The following is a 19,245-nucleotide window of genomic DNA, read 5'->3' as shown; positions in this document are numbered from 1 at the left end:
ACACTACCCGTTTTGGAATGAGTGGTGCAATACGTCAGCCGTCCCGCCGGAACGTGTCCAGGAACACCTTGCGGGTCTCCGCCTGGTCGTCCCACTTGAGCTCGGGCAGGTCGAAGGTGATCTTGTAGGCGGTGATGTCGTCGATCGTGACGTACCGGGTGAGCGCGTGCATGGGGACGCCGCTGGAGGTGGTGTAGGTGTACTCCCAGTCGGCGGCCTGCCAGCCGCGATAGTCGACGGCCTGGAGCTGCACCTGGATGTAGCCCTCCACACCGCCCTTGGCCTCCTGGCGGCCCAGCTCGGACAGCCCTCCGTCGGTCTGCGGGCTCACCTTCTGGACCATGATCCGCATGCCGGAGTCCTTCGGCCCGCTGAACGTGGTCACCCCACCCGACGTGGCCGGCTTCCAGCCCGTGGGCACGGCGGCGGCGAACCCGGCCGTGCCGTGCTCGGTGTAGCCCGAGGGGATCGCCGAGGGCTCGGCGATCTGGGGTTTCGCGGGCGAGGACGTCCCGGTCTGCGGCGTGGCCGCCGGCTGGGGCGGCGGCCCACCCGGCATGAGGAACATCACGGCGGCCACGACGACGGCCACCGCCACGATCGCGCTGATGATCGTGAGCGGCGTCGGCCGCCCGCGGCGCACCCACATCCCCTCGTCCTCGTCGGGCCTGCGCCGGCTCTTGCCGGTGCGCGGCGCCGCGCTGGGCAGCGTGGCCAGGCGGTTGTGACCGAGGTCGCGGGACAGGTCGCGCGACTGCTCGCGCAGGTCCTCGGCCGAGGCCAGCGGCCACGGCGTGGCGGCGGACGTACGGCTGTCCGTGGTCAGCGGCAGGATCGGCGCCGGCTGCGGGCCGGAGTCGTCGCCGAGGCCCCTCGGGGCCCGGTGCGGGCCCGACGGCATGCCGAAGGCAGACTGGGCCCCCGAGGGGCCGCCGAACTCTGGCGGCGGCGGCACCAGCTGGTCGGTCCTGTGGCTGCCGGAGGGGCTCGTCAGGCCGTCGTACGGCATCGCGTGGCCACCGGACGGGCTGGTCAGCGGGTCGTACGGCACGCGGATCGGACCCGAGGGCGTCTCCACGATCCGCGAGGGCATCGGCCCCGACGGCGACTCCAGCAGCCCGGAGGCCGGCGTGTCCCCCGGGGCGGGCCCGCCGGGGGGCAGCGTCTCGGCCGGGCGCGGACGGACGGAGCCGTGCGCGCGCAGCACCGCCTCCAGCATCTCGATGACCTGGTCGGAGGTCAGCCGCTGGGCCGGGTCCTTGCGCAGCAGGCCCTCGATCACCGGCATCAGCGAGCCGGCCCGCTGGGGCGCGATCGGGTCCTGGGTGAGCACCGCGCCGAGCACCGCCACCGGATCGGGCCCCTCGTACGGCGGCCGCCCCTCAAGGGCCGCGTACAGCGTCGCGCCGAACGACCACAGGTCGGCCGCCTGCGTGATCGGCTGCCCGGACAGGCGCTCCGGCGGGATGTACGCGGGCGACCCCATGAGCAGGCCGGTCTGCGTGATCGTCACGTCGCCCTCGACGGCCGCGATGCCGAAGTCGGTCAGCACCACCCGGTCCTGGGTCAGCAGCACGTTGCCGGGCTTGATGTCGCGGTGCAGGATCCCCGCGGAGTGCGCGTGCCTGAGCGCGTCGAGCACCCGGATGCCGATCTCGGCCGCCTGCAGCACCGGCAGCGGCCCGCTCTGGCGTACGGCCTGCTCCAGGGACCACGCCCGGACCAGCTCCATCACGATCCACGGGCGGCCGTCCTCCTCGACCACGTCGTGCACGGTGACGATGCCGGGATGCGTCAGCCGCGCGGCCGACCTGGCCTCGCGCAGCACGCGCCGGTGGGCCCCCTGCATGCCCGCGTGGTCGAGCCCGAACGGGAGGAGCAGCTCCTTGACCGCCACGTCCCGGTCGAGCAGGACGTCGTGGGCGTGCCACACCATGCCCATGCCGCCCCTGCCGACGGGCGACATGAGCCGGTAACGCCGGCCGATCAGACGACCCTGGCTCTGCGGGGCGCCGCTCGGGGCGCCTCCCTCCGCGCCGGGGCCGCTGAGCAAGCGGTCGGCTGCCATGATCCCGCCCCCATCCCGCGCTACGAGCAATCAAAAGTGGTTCGTTACGATATCGGCGGGGCATGCGCAAGGGAAGCTGGAGCAACCTTACAAAGGTCTTGACCTGCGTAAATATCGCCATTCAGATGGCTTGTTCCGCCAATGCGATCAATGCAGTAGTGAATGCCTCTACAGGGGGTTTGACCAGGCCTGCTCCTACCTGACCGGTTCCCGCGACGCGGCCCGCGATGCCGGTGTTGACCACGGGCAGCAGGCCCGTTCTCGCGACGAGAGTTACATCGATGCCCACCGGCGTGCCGCGGAAGCCGAGCCCCGGAATGTGGTAGGCGGGGTGCTCGGCGAGCGTGATCTCGTACATGGAACGGGTGGCCCGCACCGCGTCGGCCACCTCGCCGCCCACGAACCGCACGATGGCCGGCGCCGCCGCCATCGCGAACCCGCCCAGGCCCGAGGTCTCCGTGATCGTGGAGTCGCCGATGTCCGGGTTCGCGTCGTCAGGCCCGTACGAGCCGAGGTAGAGCCCGTCGGGCACGCCGGCCGGCCCCGTGAACCACCGCCCGCCCAGCCCCGAGACCTGGATGCCGAAGTCGGTGCCGTTCCTGGCCATGGCGACGACCATGGACGAGCCGGGCACGTCGCGGGCGGCGTCGGTGCTGACCTTGGCGGCGGCCATGGCGGCGTTCAGGAAGAAGTGGTCGTTGCCGTTGATGAAGCGCAGCACCTCCGCGGCCGCGCCCGGGGCGGCCTCGACGACGGCCGGGGCCAGCTCGCGCAGCAGGAGCGAGGTGGCGGCGCGGTTGCGGTTGTGCAGCTCGTCGCCCATCTGCAGGGCCTGCGCCATCAGCGAGCGCAGGTCGAGCGGCCCCGTGCGCTCCAGCGTCGCCGCCAGGGCGGGGCCGAGCACCGCGTCCATCCAGCGCAGCCGCTCCAGCACCTCGGGCCCGTAGGCGCCGTACCGGAGCACCTTGCCCAGGCCCTCGTTCAGCGAGCAGTACGCGGTGCCGCCGTGCTCGTCGTCGCGTACCTCGAACAGCCACATGGACGGGCTCACCACGCCCGCCATCGGGCCCACAGTGGCGTGCCCGTGGCACGGCCGCAGCGCGATCTCACCCGCCGCCAGCCTGCGCCCGGCCTCGTGCTCGTCGCCCGCCAGGCCCTCCAGCAGCATCGCGCCGATCAGCGCGCCGCGCATCGGGCCCGACGCGCGTTCCCACGTGATGGGCGGGCCCGCGTGCAGGAACGTGCCCGCCGCCAGCACCTCCGAGGCCCGGCGCACCCCCACCAGGTGCGGGCGGGCCGAGGTCAGCCTGCTCACGGCCAGCTCGTTGGCGACCTGCCTGCGCGGGTCGGCGAGCACCGCGGCCAGGGCCTCGGCGGTGCCGGGCAGCGGCGGGCGCCAGGACACCGGCGTCGTCTCGACGGCCTGCGCCCTGAGCGCCTCGTCGAGCAGGCCCGCGCCCACCGTGATGACGCGGGACGGGACGGACAGCGGGCTCATACGAGGCTCCTGGCGTGCCGGGCGGCCTGGGCGTTGGAGGTGAAGACGGCCGCGCCCGCCTCGCGGAAGGCGGCGGCCTGGCGGTGCAGGTCCTGGGGGTCGCCTTCGGTGCCGATGAGCGCGATCACGACCGTGGCGGGGGTGCGGGCGACGGCGTGCGCGAGCGAGGCGGCCGGGTCGGGGTCGGCGCCGTGGCCGAGCACGACGTCCATGAGCACCAGGTCCGTCTCCTGGGCGCGGGCCAGCGCCTCCACACGCAGGGTCGGGTCGATCATGGGATGCGCCCTGCCCCTGGTGTAGACGTCGTCGCCGTAGTCGACGAAGTCGCCCTTGGCGGCTACCAGAGCGGCCTCGGTGCTGAGCGTCCCGCCGGAATAGACGCCCTTGATGGTCTTGGCCCGGCTCTGCTTGCCCGACCACGCGGGCCAGGAGGGCCACTCGGGCACCGGCCGGCCGAGCGCTCGCAGGGTCCGCTCGGTGGCCTCCGTCAGGTCGGACTCGGGGAGCAGCGCGGGCACCACCGGCGTGCGCAGATCTCCCACGGCCTCCCGTACGGTCTGCGCGACCTCGGGGGACGGCGGCTTGGAGATCAGCACGATCAGCTCGGTGGCCGGGTCCTCGTCCAGCATGCGCAGGGCCCGCAGCGTGGACAGGCCGCCCACCTCGGCCGACAGGTCCCTTCCGCCCACCCCGAGCACGTGGCTGACGCCGGTGCCGGCCCAGTCGAGCAGGGACGTCACCTGCTGGGCCCCGGTGCCGGACGCGGCCACCACGCCGACGGGGCCGGGGGTGAGGACGTTCGCGAAGCCCAGGCCGACGCCGCCGAGCACGGCGGTGCCGCAGTCGGGGCCCATCACGAGGACGTCCGCGGCCTCCGCGAGCTCCTTGAGCCGGCGTTCCTCGGCCACGGGGACGCCGTCACTGAAGATCATGACGGGGAGCCCCGCCTGGACGGCGTCCAGCGCCTCGGCGAAGGCGTGCTCGCCCGGGGTGGAGACCAGGACCAGGTCGGCCGGCGTGCCGGCGGCCGCGCGGGTGGTCAGCGGGGGCTGGTCGGCCGTGGTCGGCTCCGGGCGGCGGAAGGTCGCGAGCTGCCGGTCGGCCTCCTCGACGGCCGCGCCGGCGTCGCGGGCGCGTACGGCTATCAGGAGGTCGCCGGGGCCGGCCTGCGGGACGGTGAAGCCCAGGTCGCGGAGGACGGCGAGGTTGAGCTCGGTGGCCATGGCGACCATGGCGGCCTCCACGCCCGACATTTCGGTCAGCGCCCGACTTATACGCATCAGGGAGATGGAGTCGACGTACGCGCCTTTCCGTACCAGCACCGTGTCGGCGCTCATCGCGGCCCGCTCAGCGCGAGGACGGCGGTCAGGCCGATGGCGACGCCCTGGGCCAGGTCGGAGCCCGAGGTGTGGCCGAGGCGGTGGAGGCGGTGCAGGGCCGGTTCGAGGGCCTGCCCGCCCGCGATGCCGCGCAGCACCGCGGTCACCTCGGGGCTGGTCTCGCCCCTGGCGGCGCAGTGCAGGAGCGTGGCCGAAATGGGCGTCGTACGCGTCCTCGCGTCGAACGTCACGGTCGCCGCCAGCCAGTCGGCCAGCCAGACCGCCCGGTCCGCCCCGGCCGCCGCGCCCAGGTGCCGCAGCGTCACCAGCAGCCCCGCCAGGACGTCGTCGCCGCTCGGCGTCAGGCCGGGCCCCAGGCCCATGAGCTGTTCGGCCGCCGTCACGGCCCCCAGCAGCCAGCCCTTCGCGCAGCTGTCGGCCAGCAGCTCGACGGCGCCGTTTCCGGCCAGCCCCGGTTGCGGCGGGTCGCCGAAGCGGGCGGCGGCCTGTTCGAGCCGGACCCGATCGATCCGGCCCAGAGGCGGGGCCGGGTCCCACCAGCGGCGCACGCCCAGGCTCAGCGGGCCCAGCTCGATGTTGCGGTCGCCCACAGAGGCGTCGTCGCCCACCGTGACGCTCGGCAGCGGGCCGGCCAGCAGCACGGAGTTGGGCAACCGGGTGGCCGCGCCCGTGATGACGGCGATCACCGAAGGCTCCAGGTCCGTCCTGACCTCGAGATACACCCCCGCCGGGAACGCGGCGAGCACCCGGGCGGGGCGGCGCGGCGACTCCAGGACGGGGCGTACCGCCGTGCTGGCCGCGCCCGTGACGTGGATGCGCGTACGCCTCGCGTGAGTACTGACGGTCACCGAACCTCCCATCCGACCTTGGACCTGACCGTAAAACGCTCCGGGAACCCTCCGTACGGGTAAATTTGCCAACAGTCAGCGGGAAGGTTGGCTCTTCCTGACAGACGGTTTCTGGGGTCACAATCTCCACATGGAGCCCCCCGTCCGTCTCGCCAGCACCGGGACGATCATTCACGGTGTTTCCGTCGGAGAGGTGCTCGGCGTCTCCACCCTCGCCGAGGCCCGGCTGATCGCGGGGGAGAGCGGGCTGGGCCGCATCGTGCAGCGGCTGAACGTCATGGAGGTCCCCGACATCCTGGCCTGGGTCAAGCCGCACGAGCTGCTGCTGACCACCGGCTACCCGCTGCGCAACACGCCGCAGTCGCTCGGCCGGCTGGTCGCCGACCTGGACGAGCGCGGGCTGTCGGCGCTGGCGATCAAGCTCGGCCGATATGTGGACGAGCTGCCCGACGAGATGGTCGAGCAGGCCGACCGGCTCGGCTTCCCGCTCATCCTGCTGCCTAACGACGTCGGGTTCGACGACATCCTCAACCAGGTGCTGACCGACATCCTCAACCGCCAGGCCGCCGTGCTCGCCCGCGCCGAGGAGGCGCACCGGGCGCTGGTGCAGGTGGTGCTGGCCGGCGGCGGGCTCAACGAGGTGGCCGCCGAGGTGGCCCAGCTGCTCGACGTGTCGGTGGCGGCCGTGGACGGCTCGGGCCGGATGCTGGCCACCGCGGGGCCCGCCGAGCACGTGGCCGTCCTGCGCGAGTCGATCTCCCAGGAGGGCCCGCCCCGTACGCCCGCCCCGGGCCGGGCGCGGTCGTTCGCCTCGGTGCCGGTGCTGGCCGGGGGCCACCACCACGGGAGGATCGTCGCCTACAGCCCGTCCGGGGCCATCCGCGACAGCGACGTCGGCATCCTCGAACGCGCCGCCACCGTGGCCGCGCTGGTCGTCACCCGGCAGGAGGCGGTCAACGCCGTCGAGAGCAAGTACCGCGCCGACTTCCTGCGCGACGTGCTCACCGGCCGGGCGGGCACGGCGGAGCGGGTCACCGCCAGGGCGCGGGCGTTCGGGTGGGACCTCGCGCGGCCCGTGACCGTACTGGTGGCCGAGCTGGACCCGGACGGCGACGAGCGCAGCGCGCAGGACCGGCTGGTGGCGTGCTGGACGGCGGCGATGCGCCGGCACGACCCGCGCGGGGCGGTGGCGGGGTTCTCGCACGAGGTGGTGGCCGTGGTGGACGCCTCGATCGACGCGACCCGGGTCGCCAAGGACGCGGCCTCGGCCTTCGCCGACGTGCCGCCCGCGACGTTCTCGACCGGCACCTCCCGGCCCAGCCCGGGGGCGGAGACGCTGCCGGAGGCGTACTCGCAGGCGCTGAAGGCGGCCCGGGTGGGCCGCCAGCTGCACGGGCCCGGCGCCGTCGCCCACTTCGACCAGCTCGGCGTCTACCGGCTGCTGTCCCTGGTCAACGACACGGACGAGCTGCACGCCTTCGTACGCGAGACGCTCGGCCCGCTCGCCTCCGACACCGACGCCGAGAACTCCGACCTCCGCCGCACCCTGCAGGTGCTCCTGGAGACCAACCTGAACGTGGCCGAGACGGCGCGGCGCCTCCACTTCCACTACAACACCCTCCGCTACCGGATCGGGAAGCTGGAGCGCCTGCTCGGCAACTTCACCGACGACCCGCACCTGCGCCTCAACCTGACCCTGGCCCTGCACGTGCTGCGGATGCGCGGCATCTAGGGTTGGGGGTGTGGACTTCGAACTGCGCTCCGAGTACATCCCGCTGTGTGACCTGCTGAAGTACTGCGGGATCACGGAGACGGGCGGCATGGCCAAGCACCTGGTCGCCGAGGGGATGGTGCTGGTGGACGGCGAGGTGGAGCTGCGCAAGCGCGCCAAGATCCGCTCGGGGCAGGTGGTCAGCGGGGAGGGGTTCTCCATCCGGGTGGAGTAGCGCGAACGTCTCGGACGGACCGGCGGAAGAAGAGGCGATCCGATCCTCACAGTGAAACAGATCGCGTGTGCGCGAGGTTTTCACTGGCCCCGCGCGTAGATTTGGCAGATCATGCCCGTGTAGGAGCGTTACGGCGGGCCTAATGTGCCCGCAACGGAACGTGTCGCCGGCCCAGTACAAGAGGGGCTCTCCATGGTTTTGGGATGGACCAAACACGGTGACGGCAAGCACCTGGCGCCCGGAGAGGTGGTCAGGCCCGACGAGCGGCTGAGCTGGCCCAGGATGGTGGGCTTCGGGGCGCAGCACGTGATCGCGATGTTCGGCGCGACGTTCGTCTTCCCCCTGGTGATGGGGCTGGACCCGAACGTCGCCGTGATGATGTCAGGCGTCGCGACGATCCTGTTCCTGCTGATCGTGAAGGGGAGGGTGCCCAGCTATCTCGGCACCAGCGCCTCCTTCGTCGGCGGGGTGCTGGCCATCAGGGCCGCCTATGGCGGTGACACGGCGGGCGCGGACGCGATCGTGACCGGCGCGATCCTGGTCGCCGGGTTCGTGCTGGCGCTGGCCGGGCTGGCGATCCACTTCCTCGGGGTGCAGATCATCCACCGCGTCTTCCCGCCCGTGGTCACGGGGGCGGTCGTCATGCTGATCGGGTTCGGGCTGGCGTACGTGGTGGCGGACGTCTACTGGCCGCAGGACCACTGGGTCGCGCTCATCACCATGCTGGTCACGTTCGTGGTGATCGTGCTGTTCAAGGGGTTCGTCGGCCGGATCGGGGTGCTGGTCGGGCTGATCACGGGGTTCGTGCTGTCGTGGGTGCTGGACAAGGCCGCGGGGCCCGTCACATCCGTGCTGCCCGGGGCCAACCTGCGCGACGCGGCGGGCGCGAGCTGCCCGGCCGAGGGGACGTACTGCGTGGCCACGGCCTTCCCGCACGACCGGGTGAACTTCGACTCCGTGGCGTCGGCGCCCTGGTTCGGGGTGCCGGACTTCCACGCCCCCGACTTCAAGACCTCCGCCGTGCTGCTGGTGCTGCCCGCCGTCATCGCGCTCATCGCCGAGAACATCGGGCACGTCAAGGCCGTCGGCGAGATGACCGGGGCCGACGTGGACCCGTACGTGGGCCGGGCGGTGGCGGCCGACGGCGTGGGCACCATGGTCGCCAGCGCGGTCGGCGGCTCGCCCACCACCACGTACGCCGAGAACATCGGCGTCATGGCGGCCACCAAGGTCTACTCGACCGCCGCCTACTACATCGCCGCGATCATCGCCATCCTGTTCGGGCTCTGTCCCAAGTTCGGCGCGCTGGTCGCCGCGACCCCGGGCGGCGTGCTGGGCGGGGTCACCGTCATCCTGTACGGAATGATCGGCCTCCTCGGCGCCAAGATCTGGATCGAGAACCGCGTCGACTTCTCCGACCCCGTCAACATGGTTCCGATCGGCGCGGGCATCATCCTGGCCATCGGACCTGTGAGGCACTTCATCGGAGGCGACTTCACCCTTGAGGGGATCGCGTTCGGCACCATCGTGGTGCTGGGCGGGTACCACCTGCTGCGGGCCATCGCCGGACGGCCCGCCCGGCCGGTCGGGAGCGAGGCCGGGTGAAACCGCCCCCGTTCGAGTACCACGCCCCCCGCGACCTCGACGAGGCGCTCCGCACCCTCGCGGAGGTGGGCGGGAAGGTGCTGGCCGGAGGGCAGAGCCTGATCCCCATGCTCAACATGCGGCTGGCCGCTCCCGAGCATCTCGTCGACATCAACCGTGTCCAGGGGCTGGCGGTCATGGAGGCGGCGCCGGACGGTGTCCGGGTGGGGGCGGCGGTCCGCCACTCGCGGGCGGAACGGGCCGGGGCGCATCCGCTGCTGAGCCGGGCGCTGCGGCTGGTCGCCCATCCGGTGATCCGCAACCGGGGCACCGTGGTGGGCAGCCTCGTGCACGCCGACCCGGCCGCCGAGCTGCCCGCCGTGCTGGCCGTCCTGGGCGGTTCCGTCCGGGTCGCCCGCTGGCAGGGGCAGGTACGCGACGTCGGCGCCGAGGAGTTCTTCGTCGGGCCCATGGAGTCGGCGGTCCAGCCGGGCGAGCTGGCCGTGTCGGCATATTTCCCGGCATTGGGTCCGCGTACCGGGGCAGCTTTCGAGGAGGTGGCCCGGCGGCACGGCGACTACGCCCTGGCCGGCGTCTGCGCCGTCGTCACGCTCGGCGAGGACGGCCGCGTCGAGGCCGCCAGGCTCGCCTGCATCGGCGTCGGCCACGTGCCGGTCGTCGTGGACGTGACGGAGAGCCCCGCGGACGCGGCGCGGATCGTACGCGACCGGGTCGAACCCGAGGGCGACATCCACGCCTCGGCCGCCTACCGCCGCCACCTCGTCGGCGTGCTGGCCGAGCGGGCCGTGCGGAACGCGACCAGGGAGGCACAGGACCGTGGAGCATGAGATCACGCTCGTCGTGAACGGCACGGCCAGGCGGGTCAGCGTGCCCGCCCGCCGCCTGCTGTCCGACTGCCTGCGCCACGACCTCGGCCTGACCGGCACCCACGTCGGCTGCGAGCACGGCGTCTGCGGCTGCTGCACCGTCCTGCTCGACGGGGAGCCGATCCGGTCGTGCCTGACGTTCGCGGTCAGCGTGGACGGGTCCGAGGTCACCACCGTCGAGGGGCTGGGCACCGCGGACACGTTGTCGCCGGTCCAGAGGGCTTTCGCCGAGTGTCATGGACTGCAGTGCGGGTTCTGCACGCCGGGGTTCCTGTGCACGGTGACCGCCCTGCTGCGCGACAACCCCGCCCCCACGGACGAGGAGGTGCTGGAGGGCATCTCGGGCAACCTGTGCCGGTGCACCGGCTACCAGAACATCGTCAAGGCCGTCCACCGGGCAGCCGAGCTGCTGGCGGAGGAAGCATGACGACGAGGCTGTTCGGGGAGCCCGTGCAGCGGCGGGAGGACCCCAGGCTGCTCACCGGCGGCGGCCGCTACCTCGACGACCTGGGCCCGGACGCGCTGGCCGTCGCGTTCGTACGCTCGCCGCACGCGCACGCCCGCATCCGCGACATCGACGTGGACCCCGCGCTCGACGTCGACGGGCTCGTCGCCGTCTACACCTGGGAGGACCTGCCCGAACGGGTCGGCCGGCCGCTGCCGCTGCTGATCCCGCACCCGGCGCTCACCCACGGGCGCACCGCGTACCCGCTGGCCAGGGACGTCGTCAGGCACGTCGGCGAGCCGGTGGTCATGGTGGTGGCGAAGGACAGGTACGCCGCCGAGGACGCCTGCGCGCTCATCCAGGTCGACTACGAGCTCCTCAAGCCGGTCGTCGGCCTGGAGGAGGCCGTGCAGGGCGCCCAGCTCGTGCACGAGGACGTGCCGGGCAACGTCGGGGCGCACCTCGTCCAGGAGGTCGCCGGGACGGACGGGCGCGGCGCCCGGGAGGCGATCGAGACCGCGCCGCACACGCTGGCCTTCCGGCTCGACATCGAGCGCAGCGCCAGCATGCCGCTGGAGGGGCGCGGCGTGTACGCCCGGTGGGACGGCCGGGACCTGCGCGTCTACTCCAGCACCCAGACCTCCACCAGCGTCCGCATGGCCGTCGCCGCCGCGCTGGAGCTGCCGCTGCCGCAGGTCGAGGTGATCGCGCCCGACGTGGGCGGCGGCTTCGGGGTGAAGATCGTGCACCCGTGGCCCGAGGAGGTGCTGGTGCCGTGGGCCGCCATGACGCTCGGGCGCGAGATCAAGTGGACGGAGGACCGCAGGGAGCACTTCATCTCCTCGGCCCACGAGCGCGGCCAGGTCCAGTACGTACGGGTCGGCTTCGACGACGACGGCCGCGTGCTCGGCCTGGACGTGACGATCCTGCACGACCACGGCGCCTACACGCCCTACGGGATCATCGTGCCGATCGTCACCTCGACGCAGCTCCTGGGGCCGTACAAGATCGGGGCCTACCGGGTCGAGTTCACCGCCGTCTACACCAACACCGTGCAGGTCACGCCCTACCGGGGGGCCGGCAGGCCGCAGGGCGTGTTCTGCATGGAGCGGACCATGGACAAGATCGCCCGACACCTGGGCAAGGACCGCACCGAGGTGCGCGAGGTCAACTTCATCGGGCCCGACGAGTTCCCGTACGACCAGGGGATGACCTTCCAGGACGGCCGGCCGCTGATCTACGACAGCGGCGACTACCCCGAGATGCTCCGCATGGTCAAGGAGCTGATCGGCTGGGACTCCTTCGAGGCGCGGCCCGGCAGGGGCATCGGCGTCGGGTGCTACGTCGAGGGCACCGGCGTGGGGCCGTACGAGGGCGGGCACGTGCAGGTGACCTCCGACGGGCGGGTGCACGTGTCCACCGGGCTCACCTCGCAGGGGCAGGGGCACGAGACGGCCTTCGCGCAGATCGCCGCGACCGAGCTGGGCGTGCCCATCGAGCGGGTGAGCGTCGTCACCGGCGACACCCGCAGGTTCGGCTACGCCGTGGGCACGTTCGCCTCGCGGGCGGCCGTCGTCAGCGGCAACGCCATCGCGCTGGCCTGCAGGAAAGTACGCGAGAAGGCGCTGCGGATCGCCGCCGACGCGCTGGAGGCCGACCCGGCCGACCTGGAGATCACCGACGGGATGGTGCACGTGGCCGGCACGCCGAGCGCGTCCGTCCCGCTGTCCACGGTGGCGGTGCTGGCCAACCCGCTGCGCTACGCCTTCGACGACGAGACGGCCAAGGCCACCCAGTTCTCCGGCACCGCGTCGCCCGACCGGCCGCCGGTGGCCGAGGGCGAGGAGCCGGGGCTGGAGGGGCGCGACTACTACTCGCCGATCAGGTCCACGTTCGCGTCGGGCATGCACGCGGCGATCGTCGAGACCGACCCGGACACGGCCCAGATCAAGGTGGTGCGCTACGCGGTCGTGCACGACTGTGGCCGGCTGATCAACCCGATGATCGTGGAGGGCCAGATCCACGGGGGAGTGGCGCAGGGCATCGGCGGGGCGCTCTACGAGCGCATGGTGTACGACTCGCACGGCCAGCTCGTCAACGCCTCCTTCATGGACTTCCTCATGCCGTACGCGACGGAGATCCCCCACGTCGAGACCGCCCACCTGGAGACGCCGTCGCCGCTCAACCCGCTCGGCGTCAAGGGCGCGGGCGAGGCCGGCGTGATCCCCGTCTCCGCGGTCATCGCCTCGGCGATCGAGGACGCCGAGGGCATCGAGATCGACCGCATGCCCATCTCCCCGTCCGAGCTCTTCGACCTGCGCGCCGCCGGACGGTGATCCACGCCGTGCGATGATCGGTGCCATGCGTGCGCCCGCTTCCGGTCTGACCGAATTCCCCGCCGTCCCCGCCGACGTCCGCCTGATCGATCTGGCCTGGAACGACCTCGCCGAGGTGCCCGCCTGGGTGGCCGGGCTCACCGCGCTGGAGGAGCTCAGGCTCGACGGCAACCGGCTGCGCTCGCTGCCGGACCTCTCGGGGCTCACCGCGCTGCGCGCGCTGCACCTGGACGGCAACGAGCTGACGTCCTTCCCCGGCTGCCCTCCGGGCCTGGAGGTGCTCTTCCTGTACGGCAACCGCGTCGGCGCGATCCCCGACCGGCTGAGCCCCGCCCTGCGGCACCTCGCGGCGGGCGGCAACGGGCTGACCGGCGTGCCAGGCTCGCTCTGGAAGCTGACCGGCCTCGAATCCCTCAACCTCGCCGAGAACGCGCTCACCGAGGTCCCGGCCACGATCGGCGGGCTGACCCGGCTGCGCATGCTGGACCTCGGGCACAACCGGCTCACCTCCATCCCGCCCGAGCTGGGCGACCTCGACCTGACCGACTACCTCTACCTGAGCGACAACCAGTTCACCGAGGTGCCGGAGGCGATCGGGCGGCTGGACCGGCTCACCTACCTCAACCTCACCGACAACCGGCTCACCCGGCTGCCCGAGTCGCTGGGGCGGATGGCCGCGCTGGTGGAGCTGCGGCTCTACAACAACCGGCTGGAGTCGCTGCCCGAGGCCATCGGCGGCCTGGCCGGGCTAAGGGAGCTGCACGCGCAGGGCAACCGGCTGACCCGCCTGCCCGCGTCCATCGCCGAGCTGGGCGAGTTGCGCGTGCTCGACCTGCGTGACAACCAGCTCCGCGAGCTGCCGGACCGCCTGCCGCCCGGGCTCAGGCACCTCGATCTGCGCAACAACCGGCTGCGCGAGCTGCCCGCTGATCTGCCCCCGCTGGAGAAGCTCGACCTGCGGTGGAACAAGCTCGACGGCGAGCCGGAGGTGCTGCGACGGCTCCGCGATCAGGGCTGCGTCATCCTGCGCTGAGGAAATCGCTCCGGTTTTGGGGTGAACCGGGGTGAACCGGGCTGATCGAGGGTGCGTACCTCCGCACATGACGACATTTCCACGTCTGGCCGCTTTCGCGCTGCTGGCCGGACTGGTCGCCGGATGCTCCTCAGGGGGCTGGGGCGACTACGTCGCAGCGGGCGAAACGCAGAAACCAGCGGCAATCCTCACCGTCGAGCAACTGTCCGCCAAGGTCGGCTGCAAGCCGAAGATGCAGGTCGAGGCCTCCGACCTCCGCACCGGCTACTGCAAGACCAAGGCCGGCCAGTTCTTCGTCAACACGTTCGCCAGCGAGAAGCTCAAGGACGAGTGGATGGACCGGGCGCCGGAGTACAACCCGCACCTGGTCGGCCCGCAGTGGACCGTCCTGGGCCCGCTCCCGGTGCTGGAGCAGCTGAAGGAGCCGCTCAGCGGGGATCTGCACCTGATGGACCACAGGGTCTCCCAGACGCCGGCGCCACCGAAGTAACCAATCGGTATGGGGTGAACCGGGGCCGGTGGGCCCGCGTACCTTCGCACATGACGACACTTCCACGTCTGGCCGCTTTCGCGCTGCTGGCCGGACTGGTCGCCGGATGCTCCTCAGGGGGCGCGGGCGGCTATGTCGCAGCAGCCGGAAAGCAGGGCCACGCCGCCCCCCTCACCGTCGAGCAGCTCTCGGCCAAGGTCGGCTGCAAGCCGAAGATGCAGGTCAACGCCGCCGAGATCCGCACCGGCTACTGCAAGACCCCCGATGGCGAGTTCTTCGTCACGACGTTCAAGACCCAGGCGGGCAAGGACGCCTGGATGGACGCCGCCCCCGAGTACAACCCCCACCTGGTCGGCAACCTCTGGACCGTGCTGTCCAGTCGCAAGGTGCTCGACCTGCTCAAGGAGCGGCTCGGCGGCGACCTCCACCTCACTGATCACCGTACGAAGCAGATGAAGACCGTCGGCTAGCGGGCCCTGGCCAGCTCGTACTGGGCCCAGACCTCGACCGGGGTCGCGACCCTGTCCAGGAACATCAGGCCGTCCATCCGGCAGTCGCAGGGGTTCTGCTCCCTGGTGTTCTGCGGGTAGCTCCCGCCGATCTTGATGCCTCTCGGGTCCGTCGCCGAGGTGGCGTCCGGCTCGGGGTCCCCTTCGACGCCCCACGGGTCGCCGGTGACCGAGTAGAACCCGTCGAGCGGGCGGCCGTTCCTGTAGAGCTTCATCGTCCCCGTGTCGAAGTCGAACGTCGCGGCCAGGAACACCCACTGGTCGCGCGGCAGCACCTCGCGCCAGGGCTTGTTCGCGGCGAACGTCTGGGAGGCGCCGCCGTCCACGCGCCGGGCGAGCGCCACGACCCGCAGCTCGCCGTTGACCGTGATGAGCTCCAGCAGCGCCCGCACGTCGTGCCCCTGGGAGTTGCCGCTGAGCACCCCGGCCAGGCCGATCGCGTTGAAGAAGTCGGCCGGGTCCTCGGTGTTGGAGTTGGGCGCCGGGCCGTCGCCCAGCATCTTGAACCAGCCCATGACCGTCACGCCCTTGACGGCGTTGAACGCGCGCAGCGTCGGCACGCCGTCCGCGCCGTAGACGCCGGCCTTCCAGTCGTCGTTGCCGGTCGTGACCGGGTCGACCTGGCGGGTCTGCAGCGCGTACGTGCTGCCCCGGTAGGCCTGGTCGGCCACGCGCATGGCGGCGCCGCCGTTGACCAGCGTGATGTTCGTGCCGGACAGGCCCTGGTCCTGCTCCTGGGCCGGGTCGGCCGGCAGCGGGTGCTCGAAGTCGTAGGCGGCCACCACGTGGCCGCGCAGGGTCGGCAGCACGTCCGGCGGGGTCCAGCCGGCCTTGGTGATCTTCCAGATCTTCCCGTTCGCCTTGGACAGCACGTAGAGCTCGCCCGCGCCGTCCTGGCCGAAGCGCAGGTCCACGCGGGTGCTGCCGGCCAGGTCCCGCATGGTCAGCTGCTTGCCGGAGGTGTCCACCAGCCGCGGCTTGTGGATCGTGGCCCGGCGGCCGCTGCGCTCGTTCATCTCGGCGGCGACGGTGAAGAAGACCTGGCCGTCCACGATGTCGCCGAACAGGTACTTGCCGTACAGCAGCGGCAGCTTCTGCCCGCGGTAGACGAACCCGCCGGTGACGGCGTGGCCGCTGTCGGAGGTGCAGGAGTGGCCGGGCGGCGGGTCGTGGTCGTAGGCGGCCACCGGGTACGTGTAGCCGTACTGCGCGTCGTCGTCCGGCAGCGTGTACAGGTGGCAGCGGTCGGCCTTGTTGAACACGAACGCGCCCTCGCGCTCGCTCCAGCCCAGGTTGTCGCCGGCGCCGACGTCGTAGATGGCCTCGATGGCGTGCTCGCCGATGTGGCCGAGGAACAGCCGGTTGCCGGCCTGCGGGTCCCAGCTGAAGCGGTGCGGGTCGCGCATGCCGTACGCGTAGATCTCGCCCAGCTTGCCGGCCTGGCCGGCGAACGGGTTCGCGGCCGGGATGCCGTACCTGCCGTTGGCGCCGTTCGTGCCGGCCGGGTCGATCCTGAGGATCTTGCCCTGCGGTATGGCCAGGTTCTGCGGGTCGTCGCTGGACGAGCCGCGGCCGCCGTCACCCGCGGCGACGTACAGCAGGCCGTAGTCCTTGTCGCCCCTGCGCGCCGTCGGGTTGAAGTCGATCTGCTGGATGCCGTGGATCTGGCCGCTGAAGCCGAGCCGCAGCATCTCCCTGCGGGTGCCGGAGAAGACGTTCGCCTTCGGGTCGGTGGCCGTCCACTCGGTGATGACGCCGTGGAACCTGGTGCCGGGCTGCGGCGTCAGGTCGGGCGTCTTCGTGGTCAGCGCGTCGCCCCACTCGGTGTGGACGGTGTAGAACTTGCCGTTCCTGGCGAATTCGGGGTGGAAGGTGGCGAAGCCGAACCCGCTGCCCAGGCCGCGCCCGGAGACGAAGTCGGGTGCGAAGGCGGCGCCGACGTCCAGGTACTCGCGCGGCCGGCCCTTGTCGAGGAAGTAGAGCTTGCCGTTGAGGTCGTTGACGAACAGGCGGCGCGAGCCGTCGGGCAGCTCGCCCAGGTAGTTGATCCTCGCCCACCGGACCAGGCGGGTGTCGACCGGATCGGGAGTCGTCTCCGTCTTCGGGAACGAGGCGAACTCCTCCAGCGTCAGCGTCAGCCCCGAGGCGGCGGGTTTCTCGGGGATGGGGTCGTCGATGGGGGTCGGGTCGGCCTGCGCGGCTGCCGGCGGCGCGCACAACGCGGTCACCAGCACCGCGGCGATCAGGCACCGGAGGGGTTTCGGCATACCTGTTCACCACCAGGGGAGTCGGGGGGCTATTGGTCGGCGCCGTCGCAGGCAGGGGTGCCCTTGACGGTCATGTCGCGCATCCTGCCGATGTTGTCGAACGAGCCGAAGCCGACCCGGCCCGACGCGAACGTGCGGTCGGTGGCCGTGATCAGCGGCGTGGTGGAGCCGTCCATGTAGACCGCGATGCGGCCGGTCTCGGCGCAGTGGGTGACGCGGACGCGGTGCCACTCCGTGTCGGTGACCGCGGGCGGCGCGCCCACCTGGCCGTTCCACTGGTCGTCGATGCGCAGCCGGTCCGCGTTGTCGACGACGAAGATCCCGTTGTGCGGGTAGATGGTGTTGTCCTGCGAGAGGTGGACGTAGTAGAACTCCGTGTCCGACCGGTAGCCGAACACGATGATCACGTCACGGTTGCTGACGCTGGTCGGGGTGTCCAGGCGGACCTGCGCGTCGATCCGCACCGAGCCGAACTCGGGGCCCGTCCTCAGCACCGCGTACTCGAAGGGCCGCCGCGGGCCCGGGCGGGCGACGCCGGCCTCGGCGAGGATCACCTGGTCGCCGGGGAACTGCCACTTGGCGGGCGTCACGGGCGCCCAGTTGCGCCCGTCGTTGACGTGCTTCACCCGGGCGCGGCCGGGGCCGCAGTCAGGAGCCGCGGTGTCGGTGGCGATGGTGGTGGCGGCCTGCGCGGGGATCGGTACGGACAGCGCGAGCAGGGCCGTCAGGAGGAGGGTGCGAAAGGCTGACATCCGGGATCCTCTCGCCGGGTGCGCTCTCGTAAGCGCTTCCGAAAGCGCTTTCTTTTGAACTTCGAGCGGATCTTAACCCGGGGGATCAGGCTGTCAAGGGGCCCGGTGAGCCGGTGTCAAGGCGGCGGTGGGGCCGTGGAGGCGCGTACGACCAGCTCGTGCGAGGTACGGCGGCGGCGCGGGCGCGAGGCGGGCGGCTTGAGCACCAGTTCAAGCGCTTGCTTGCCCATCTCGACCATGGGCAGCCTGATCGTGGTGAGCGCCGGATAGACGTCACGCGCCACCGGCACGTCGTCGAACCCGGCCACCGAGATCTCTCCGGGCACCCTGCGCCCGTTGTTGAGCAGCCACGACAGCGCGCCCACCGCCATGGGGTCGTTGAGCGCGACCACCGCCGTCAGGTCGGGGTGCGCCCGCATCAGCCGGGCCGTGGCCGCCGCGCCGCCCTCCCTGGTGAAGTCGCCGTGCACGACGGGGAACGAGCGCCAGTCGAGCCCGGCCGCGGCGAGCGCCGCCCGCAGCCCGGCCAGCCGGTCCTCGACCGTGGTCAGGTTGGCCGGCCCGCCGAGCACGCCGAGGCGGCGGTGGCCCAGGTCGAGCAGGTGGTGCATGAGCGTGGAGCCGCCGGCCGCGTTGTCGGGCAGCACGGCGTCCACCGGCAGGTGGTGGCGGCCGATGACGGCCACCCGGCCGCCCGCCGCCGTGAACGAGCGCACCTCGGTGGCGGTGTCGGCCTCGGTCCCCGCCTCGACGTAGCCGGATCCGGCCAGCACGATCGAGGTCACGCGGTGGGCGCGCAACGCCCGGACCCTGGCCAGCTCGGCACGCGGGTCGCGCTCGGTCTGGCTGATGAGCGCCATGTAGCCACGGCTCTCGGTCTCGCGCAGCACGCCCCTGGCGATCTCGCCGAAGTAGGGGTCGCCGACGTCGTGCACGATCAGCCCGACCATGGACGCCTGCCCGCCGGCCAGGGCCCGCGCGTGGCTGTTGGGCACGTAGCCGACCTGGGAGGCGACCGCCTGGACGTGGGCGGCGACCTCGGCGCTCACGCCGGTGCTGCCCGTCAGGGCCCGGGAGGCCGTGGCCAGCGAGACCCCCGCGGCCTTGGCCACGTCGACGAGGCGGGGAAGATGAGATCGCTCGGTCATGCGCTGCGAACCCCCCTTGTCCGGGGCTGGATCTCGTGTAATCGTAACCGAAAGCGCTTACGTAAGCGCTTTCGCGGCGCCTCTTCTGACGGGG

General features: G+C 72.1%; 16 protein-coding genes. 9 read left to right on the top strand and 7 right to left on the bottom strand.

The annotated features are described in order from the left end of the window. Positions 1-34: 34 nt before the first annotated feature. From ACFKCF_RS02380 to ACFKCF_RS02365, 4 genes are all read right to left on the bottom strand, one after another. Complete coding sequence (locus ACFKCF_RS02380) at positions 35-2,068, bottom strand: protein kinase (RefSeq protein WP_394490123.1); 2,034 nt, start codon at positions 2,066-2,068, stop codon at positions 35-37. A gap of 121 nt (positions 2,069-2,189) precedes the next feature. Next, positions 2,190-3,566: a DUF1116 domain-containing protein gene (locus ACFKCF_RS02375; RefSeq protein ID WP_394490121.1), complete on the bottom strand. Its 1,377-nt coding sequence runs from the start codon at positions 3,564-3,566 to the stop codon at positions 2,190-2,192. After that, positions 3,563-4,903 carry an FdrA family protein gene (locus ACFKCF_RS02370; RefSeq protein WP_394490119.1) on the bottom strand — a complete coding sequence of 447 codons (1,341 nt, stop codon included), beginning with the start codon at positions 4,901-4,903 and terminating at the stop codon, positions 3,563-3,565. The genes ACFKCF_RS02375 and ACFKCF_RS02370 overlap by 4 nt, the downstream gene beginning before the upstream one ends. Then, complete coding sequence (locus ACFKCF_RS02365) at positions 4,900-5,754, bottom strand: DUF2877 domain-containing protein (RefSeq protein WP_394490117.1); 855 nt, start codon at positions 5,752-5,754, stop codon at positions 4,900-4,902. Before ACFKCF_RS02365 ends, ACFKCF_RS02370 begins: the two co-directional genes overlap by 4 nt. 130 nt (positions 5,755-5,884) lie before the next feature. Here ACFKCF_RS02365 and ACFKCF_RS02360 point away from each other — a divergent pair, with 130 nt between their 5' ends. The 9 genes from ACFKCF_RS02360 to ACFKCF_RS02320 all read left to right on the top strand — a co-directional run bounded on the left by ACFKCF_RS02360 (position 5,885) and on the right by ACFKCF_RS02320 (position 14,945). After that, the gene (locus ACFKCF_RS02360) at positions 5,885-7,486 is read left to right on the top strand and encodes a PucR family transcriptional regulator ligand-binding domain-containing protein (protein ID WP_394490115.1); all 1,602 of its coding nucleotides are present in this window, start codon (positions 5,885-5,887) and stop codon (positions 7,484-7,486) included. Between the two features lie 10 nt (positions 7,487-7,496). Further along, on the top strand, positions 7,497-7,700 hold the full coding sequence (locus ACFKCF_RS02355; RefSeq protein WP_355367490.1) for an RNA-binding S4 domain-containing protein: 204 nt from the start codon (positions 7,497-7,499) through the stop codon (positions 7,698-7,700). A 192-nt stretch (positions 7,701-7,892) separates the two neighbouring features. Continuing rightward, the gene (locus ACFKCF_RS02350) at positions 7,893-9,305 is read left to right on the top strand and encodes a uracil-xanthine permease family protein (RefSeq protein WP_394490113.1); all 1,413 of its coding nucleotides are present in this window, start codon (positions 7,893-7,895) and stop codon (positions 9,303-9,305) included. Beyond that, positions 9,302-10,132, top strand: a complete 831-nt coding sequence (locus ACFKCF_RS02345) for an FAD binding domain-containing protein (RefSeq protein ID WP_394490111.1) — start codon at positions 9,302-9,304, stop codon at positions 10,130-10,132. Before ACFKCF_RS02350 ends, ACFKCF_RS02345 begins: the two co-directional genes overlap by 4 nt. Beyond that, the gene (locus tag ACFKCF_RS02340) at positions 10,122-10,598 is read left to right on the top strand and encodes a (2Fe-2S)-binding protein (RefSeq protein WP_394490109.1); all 477 of its coding nucleotides are present in this window, start codon (positions 10,122-10,124) and stop codon (positions 10,596-10,598) included. Before ACFKCF_RS02345 ends, ACFKCF_RS02340 begins: the two co-directional genes overlap by 11 nt. Continuing rightward, entirely contained in the window at positions 10,595-12,952 is a 2,358-nt protein-coding gene (gene cutA, locus ACFKCF_RS02335; RefSeq protein WP_394490107.1) for an aerobic carbon-monoxide dehydrogenase large subunit, read from the top strand. The genes ACFKCF_RS02340 and cutA overlap by 4 nt, the downstream gene beginning before the upstream one ends. Before the next feature lie 25 nt (positions 12,953-12,977). Continuing rightward, positions 12,978-13,985 (top strand): leucine-rich repeat domain-containing protein, encoded by a 1,008-nt coding sequence (locus ACFKCF_RS02330; protein ID WP_394490105.1) that lies wholly within the window; start codon positions 12,978-12,980, stop codon positions 13,983-13,985. Positions 13,986-14,052: 67 nt separating this feature from the next. Beyond that, a complete protein-coding gene (locus ACFKCF_RS02325) occupies positions 14,053-14,475 on the top strand; it encodes a hypothetical protein (RefSeq protein ID WP_350722606.1) in 423 nt (140 codons plus the stop codon). Positions 14,476-14,525: 50 nt separating this feature from the next. Continuing rightward, positions 14,526-14,945: a hypothetical protein gene (locus ACFKCF_RS02320; protein WP_394490103.1), complete on the top strand. Its 420-nt coding sequence runs from the start codon at positions 14,526-14,528 to the stop codon at positions 14,943-14,945. On the opposite strand, the gene ACFKCF_RS02315 is transcribed toward ACFKCF_RS02320, so the two are convergent. From ACFKCF_RS02315 to ACFKCF_RS02305, 3 genes are all read right to left on the bottom strand, one after another. Further along, on the bottom strand, positions 14,942-17,251 hold the full coding sequence (locus ACFKCF_RS02315) for a PQQ-dependent sugar dehydrogenase (protein WP_394490101.1): 2,310 nt from the start codon (positions 17,249-17,251) through the stop codon (positions 14,942-14,944). The genes ACFKCF_RS02320 and ACFKCF_RS02315 overlap by 4 nt on opposite strands. A 29-nt stretch (positions 17,252-17,280) precedes the next feature. Beyond that, positions 17,281-18,003, bottom strand: coding sequence for a hypothetical protein (locus ACFKCF_RS02310; protein ID WP_394490099.1), 723 nt, complete (start codon positions 18,001-18,003; stop codon positions 17,281-17,283). A 116-nt stretch (positions 18,004-18,119) separates the two neighbouring features. Beyond that, positions 18,120-19,151 (bottom strand): LacI family DNA-binding transcriptional regulator, encoded by a 1,032-nt coding sequence (locus ACFKCF_RS02305; protein WP_394490097.1) that lies wholly within the window; start codon positions 19,149-19,151, stop codon positions 18,120-18,122. Positions 19,152-19,245 lie beyond the last annotated feature (94 nt).

Origin of the sequence: Nonomuraea sp. JJY05, from assembly GCF_043496855.1 — a bacterium.
GTDB lineage: Bacteria > Actinomycetota > Actinomycetes > Streptosporangiales > Streptosporangiaceae > Nonomuraea.
The sequence above is the reverse complement of the archived record's forward strand: the minus strand, read 5'-3'. Positions and strand labels throughout refer to the sequence as shown.

Excerpts from the sequence above, each read along its gene's own strand:
- ACFKCF_RS02375 (WP_394490121.1), bottom strand. The coding sequence starts at position 3,566 with ATGAGCCCGCTGTCCGTCCCGTCCCGCGTCATCACGGTGGGCGCGGGC.
- ACFKCF_RS02305 (WP_394490097.1), bottom strand. The coding sequence starts at position 19,151 with ATGACCGAGCGATCTCATCTTCCCCGCCTCGTCGACGTGGCCAAGGCC.
- ACFKCF_RS02325 (WP_350722606.1), top strand. The coding sequence starts at position 14,053 with ATGACGACATTTCCACGTCTGGCCGCTTTCGCGCTGCTGGCCGGACTG.
- ACFKCF_RS02330 (WP_394490105.1), top strand. The coding sequence starts at position 12,978 with ATGCGTGCGCCCGCTTCCGGTCTGACCGAATTCCCCGCCGTCCCCGCC.
- ACFKCF_RS02380 (WP_394490123.1), bottom strand. The coding sequence starts at position 2,068 with ATGGCAGCCGACCGCTTGCTCAGCGGCCCCGGCGCGGAGGGAGGCGCC.
- ACFKCF_RS02360 (WP_394490115.1), top strand. The coding sequence starts at position 5,885 with ATGGAGCCCCCCGTCCGTCTCGCCAGCACCGGGACGATCATTCACGGT.
- cutA (WP_394490107.1), top strand. The coding sequence starts at position 10,595 with ATGACGACGAGGCTGTTCGGGGAGCCCGTGCAGCGGCGGGAGGACCCC.
- ACFKCF_RS02370 (WP_394490119.1), bottom strand. The coding sequence starts at position 4,903 with ATGAGCGCCGACACGGTGCTGGTACGGAAAGGCGCGTACGTCGACTCC.
- ACFKCF_RS02315 (WP_394490101.1), bottom strand. The coding sequence starts at position 17,251 with ATGCCGAAACCCCTCCGGTGCCTGATCGCCGCGGTGCTGGTGACCGCG.
- ACFKCF_RS02310 (WP_394490099.1), bottom strand. The coding sequence starts at position 18,003 with ATGTCAGCCTTTCGCACCCTCCTCCTGACGGCCCTGCTCGCGCTGTCC.
- ACFKCF_RS02350 (WP_394490113.1), top strand. The coding sequence starts at position 7,893 with ATGGTTTTGGGATGGACCAAACACGGTGACGGCAAGCACCTGGCGCCC.
- ACFKCF_RS02320 (WP_394490103.1), top strand. The coding sequence starts at position 14,526 with ATGACGACACTTCCACGTCTGGCCGCTTTCGCGCTGCTGGCCGGACTG.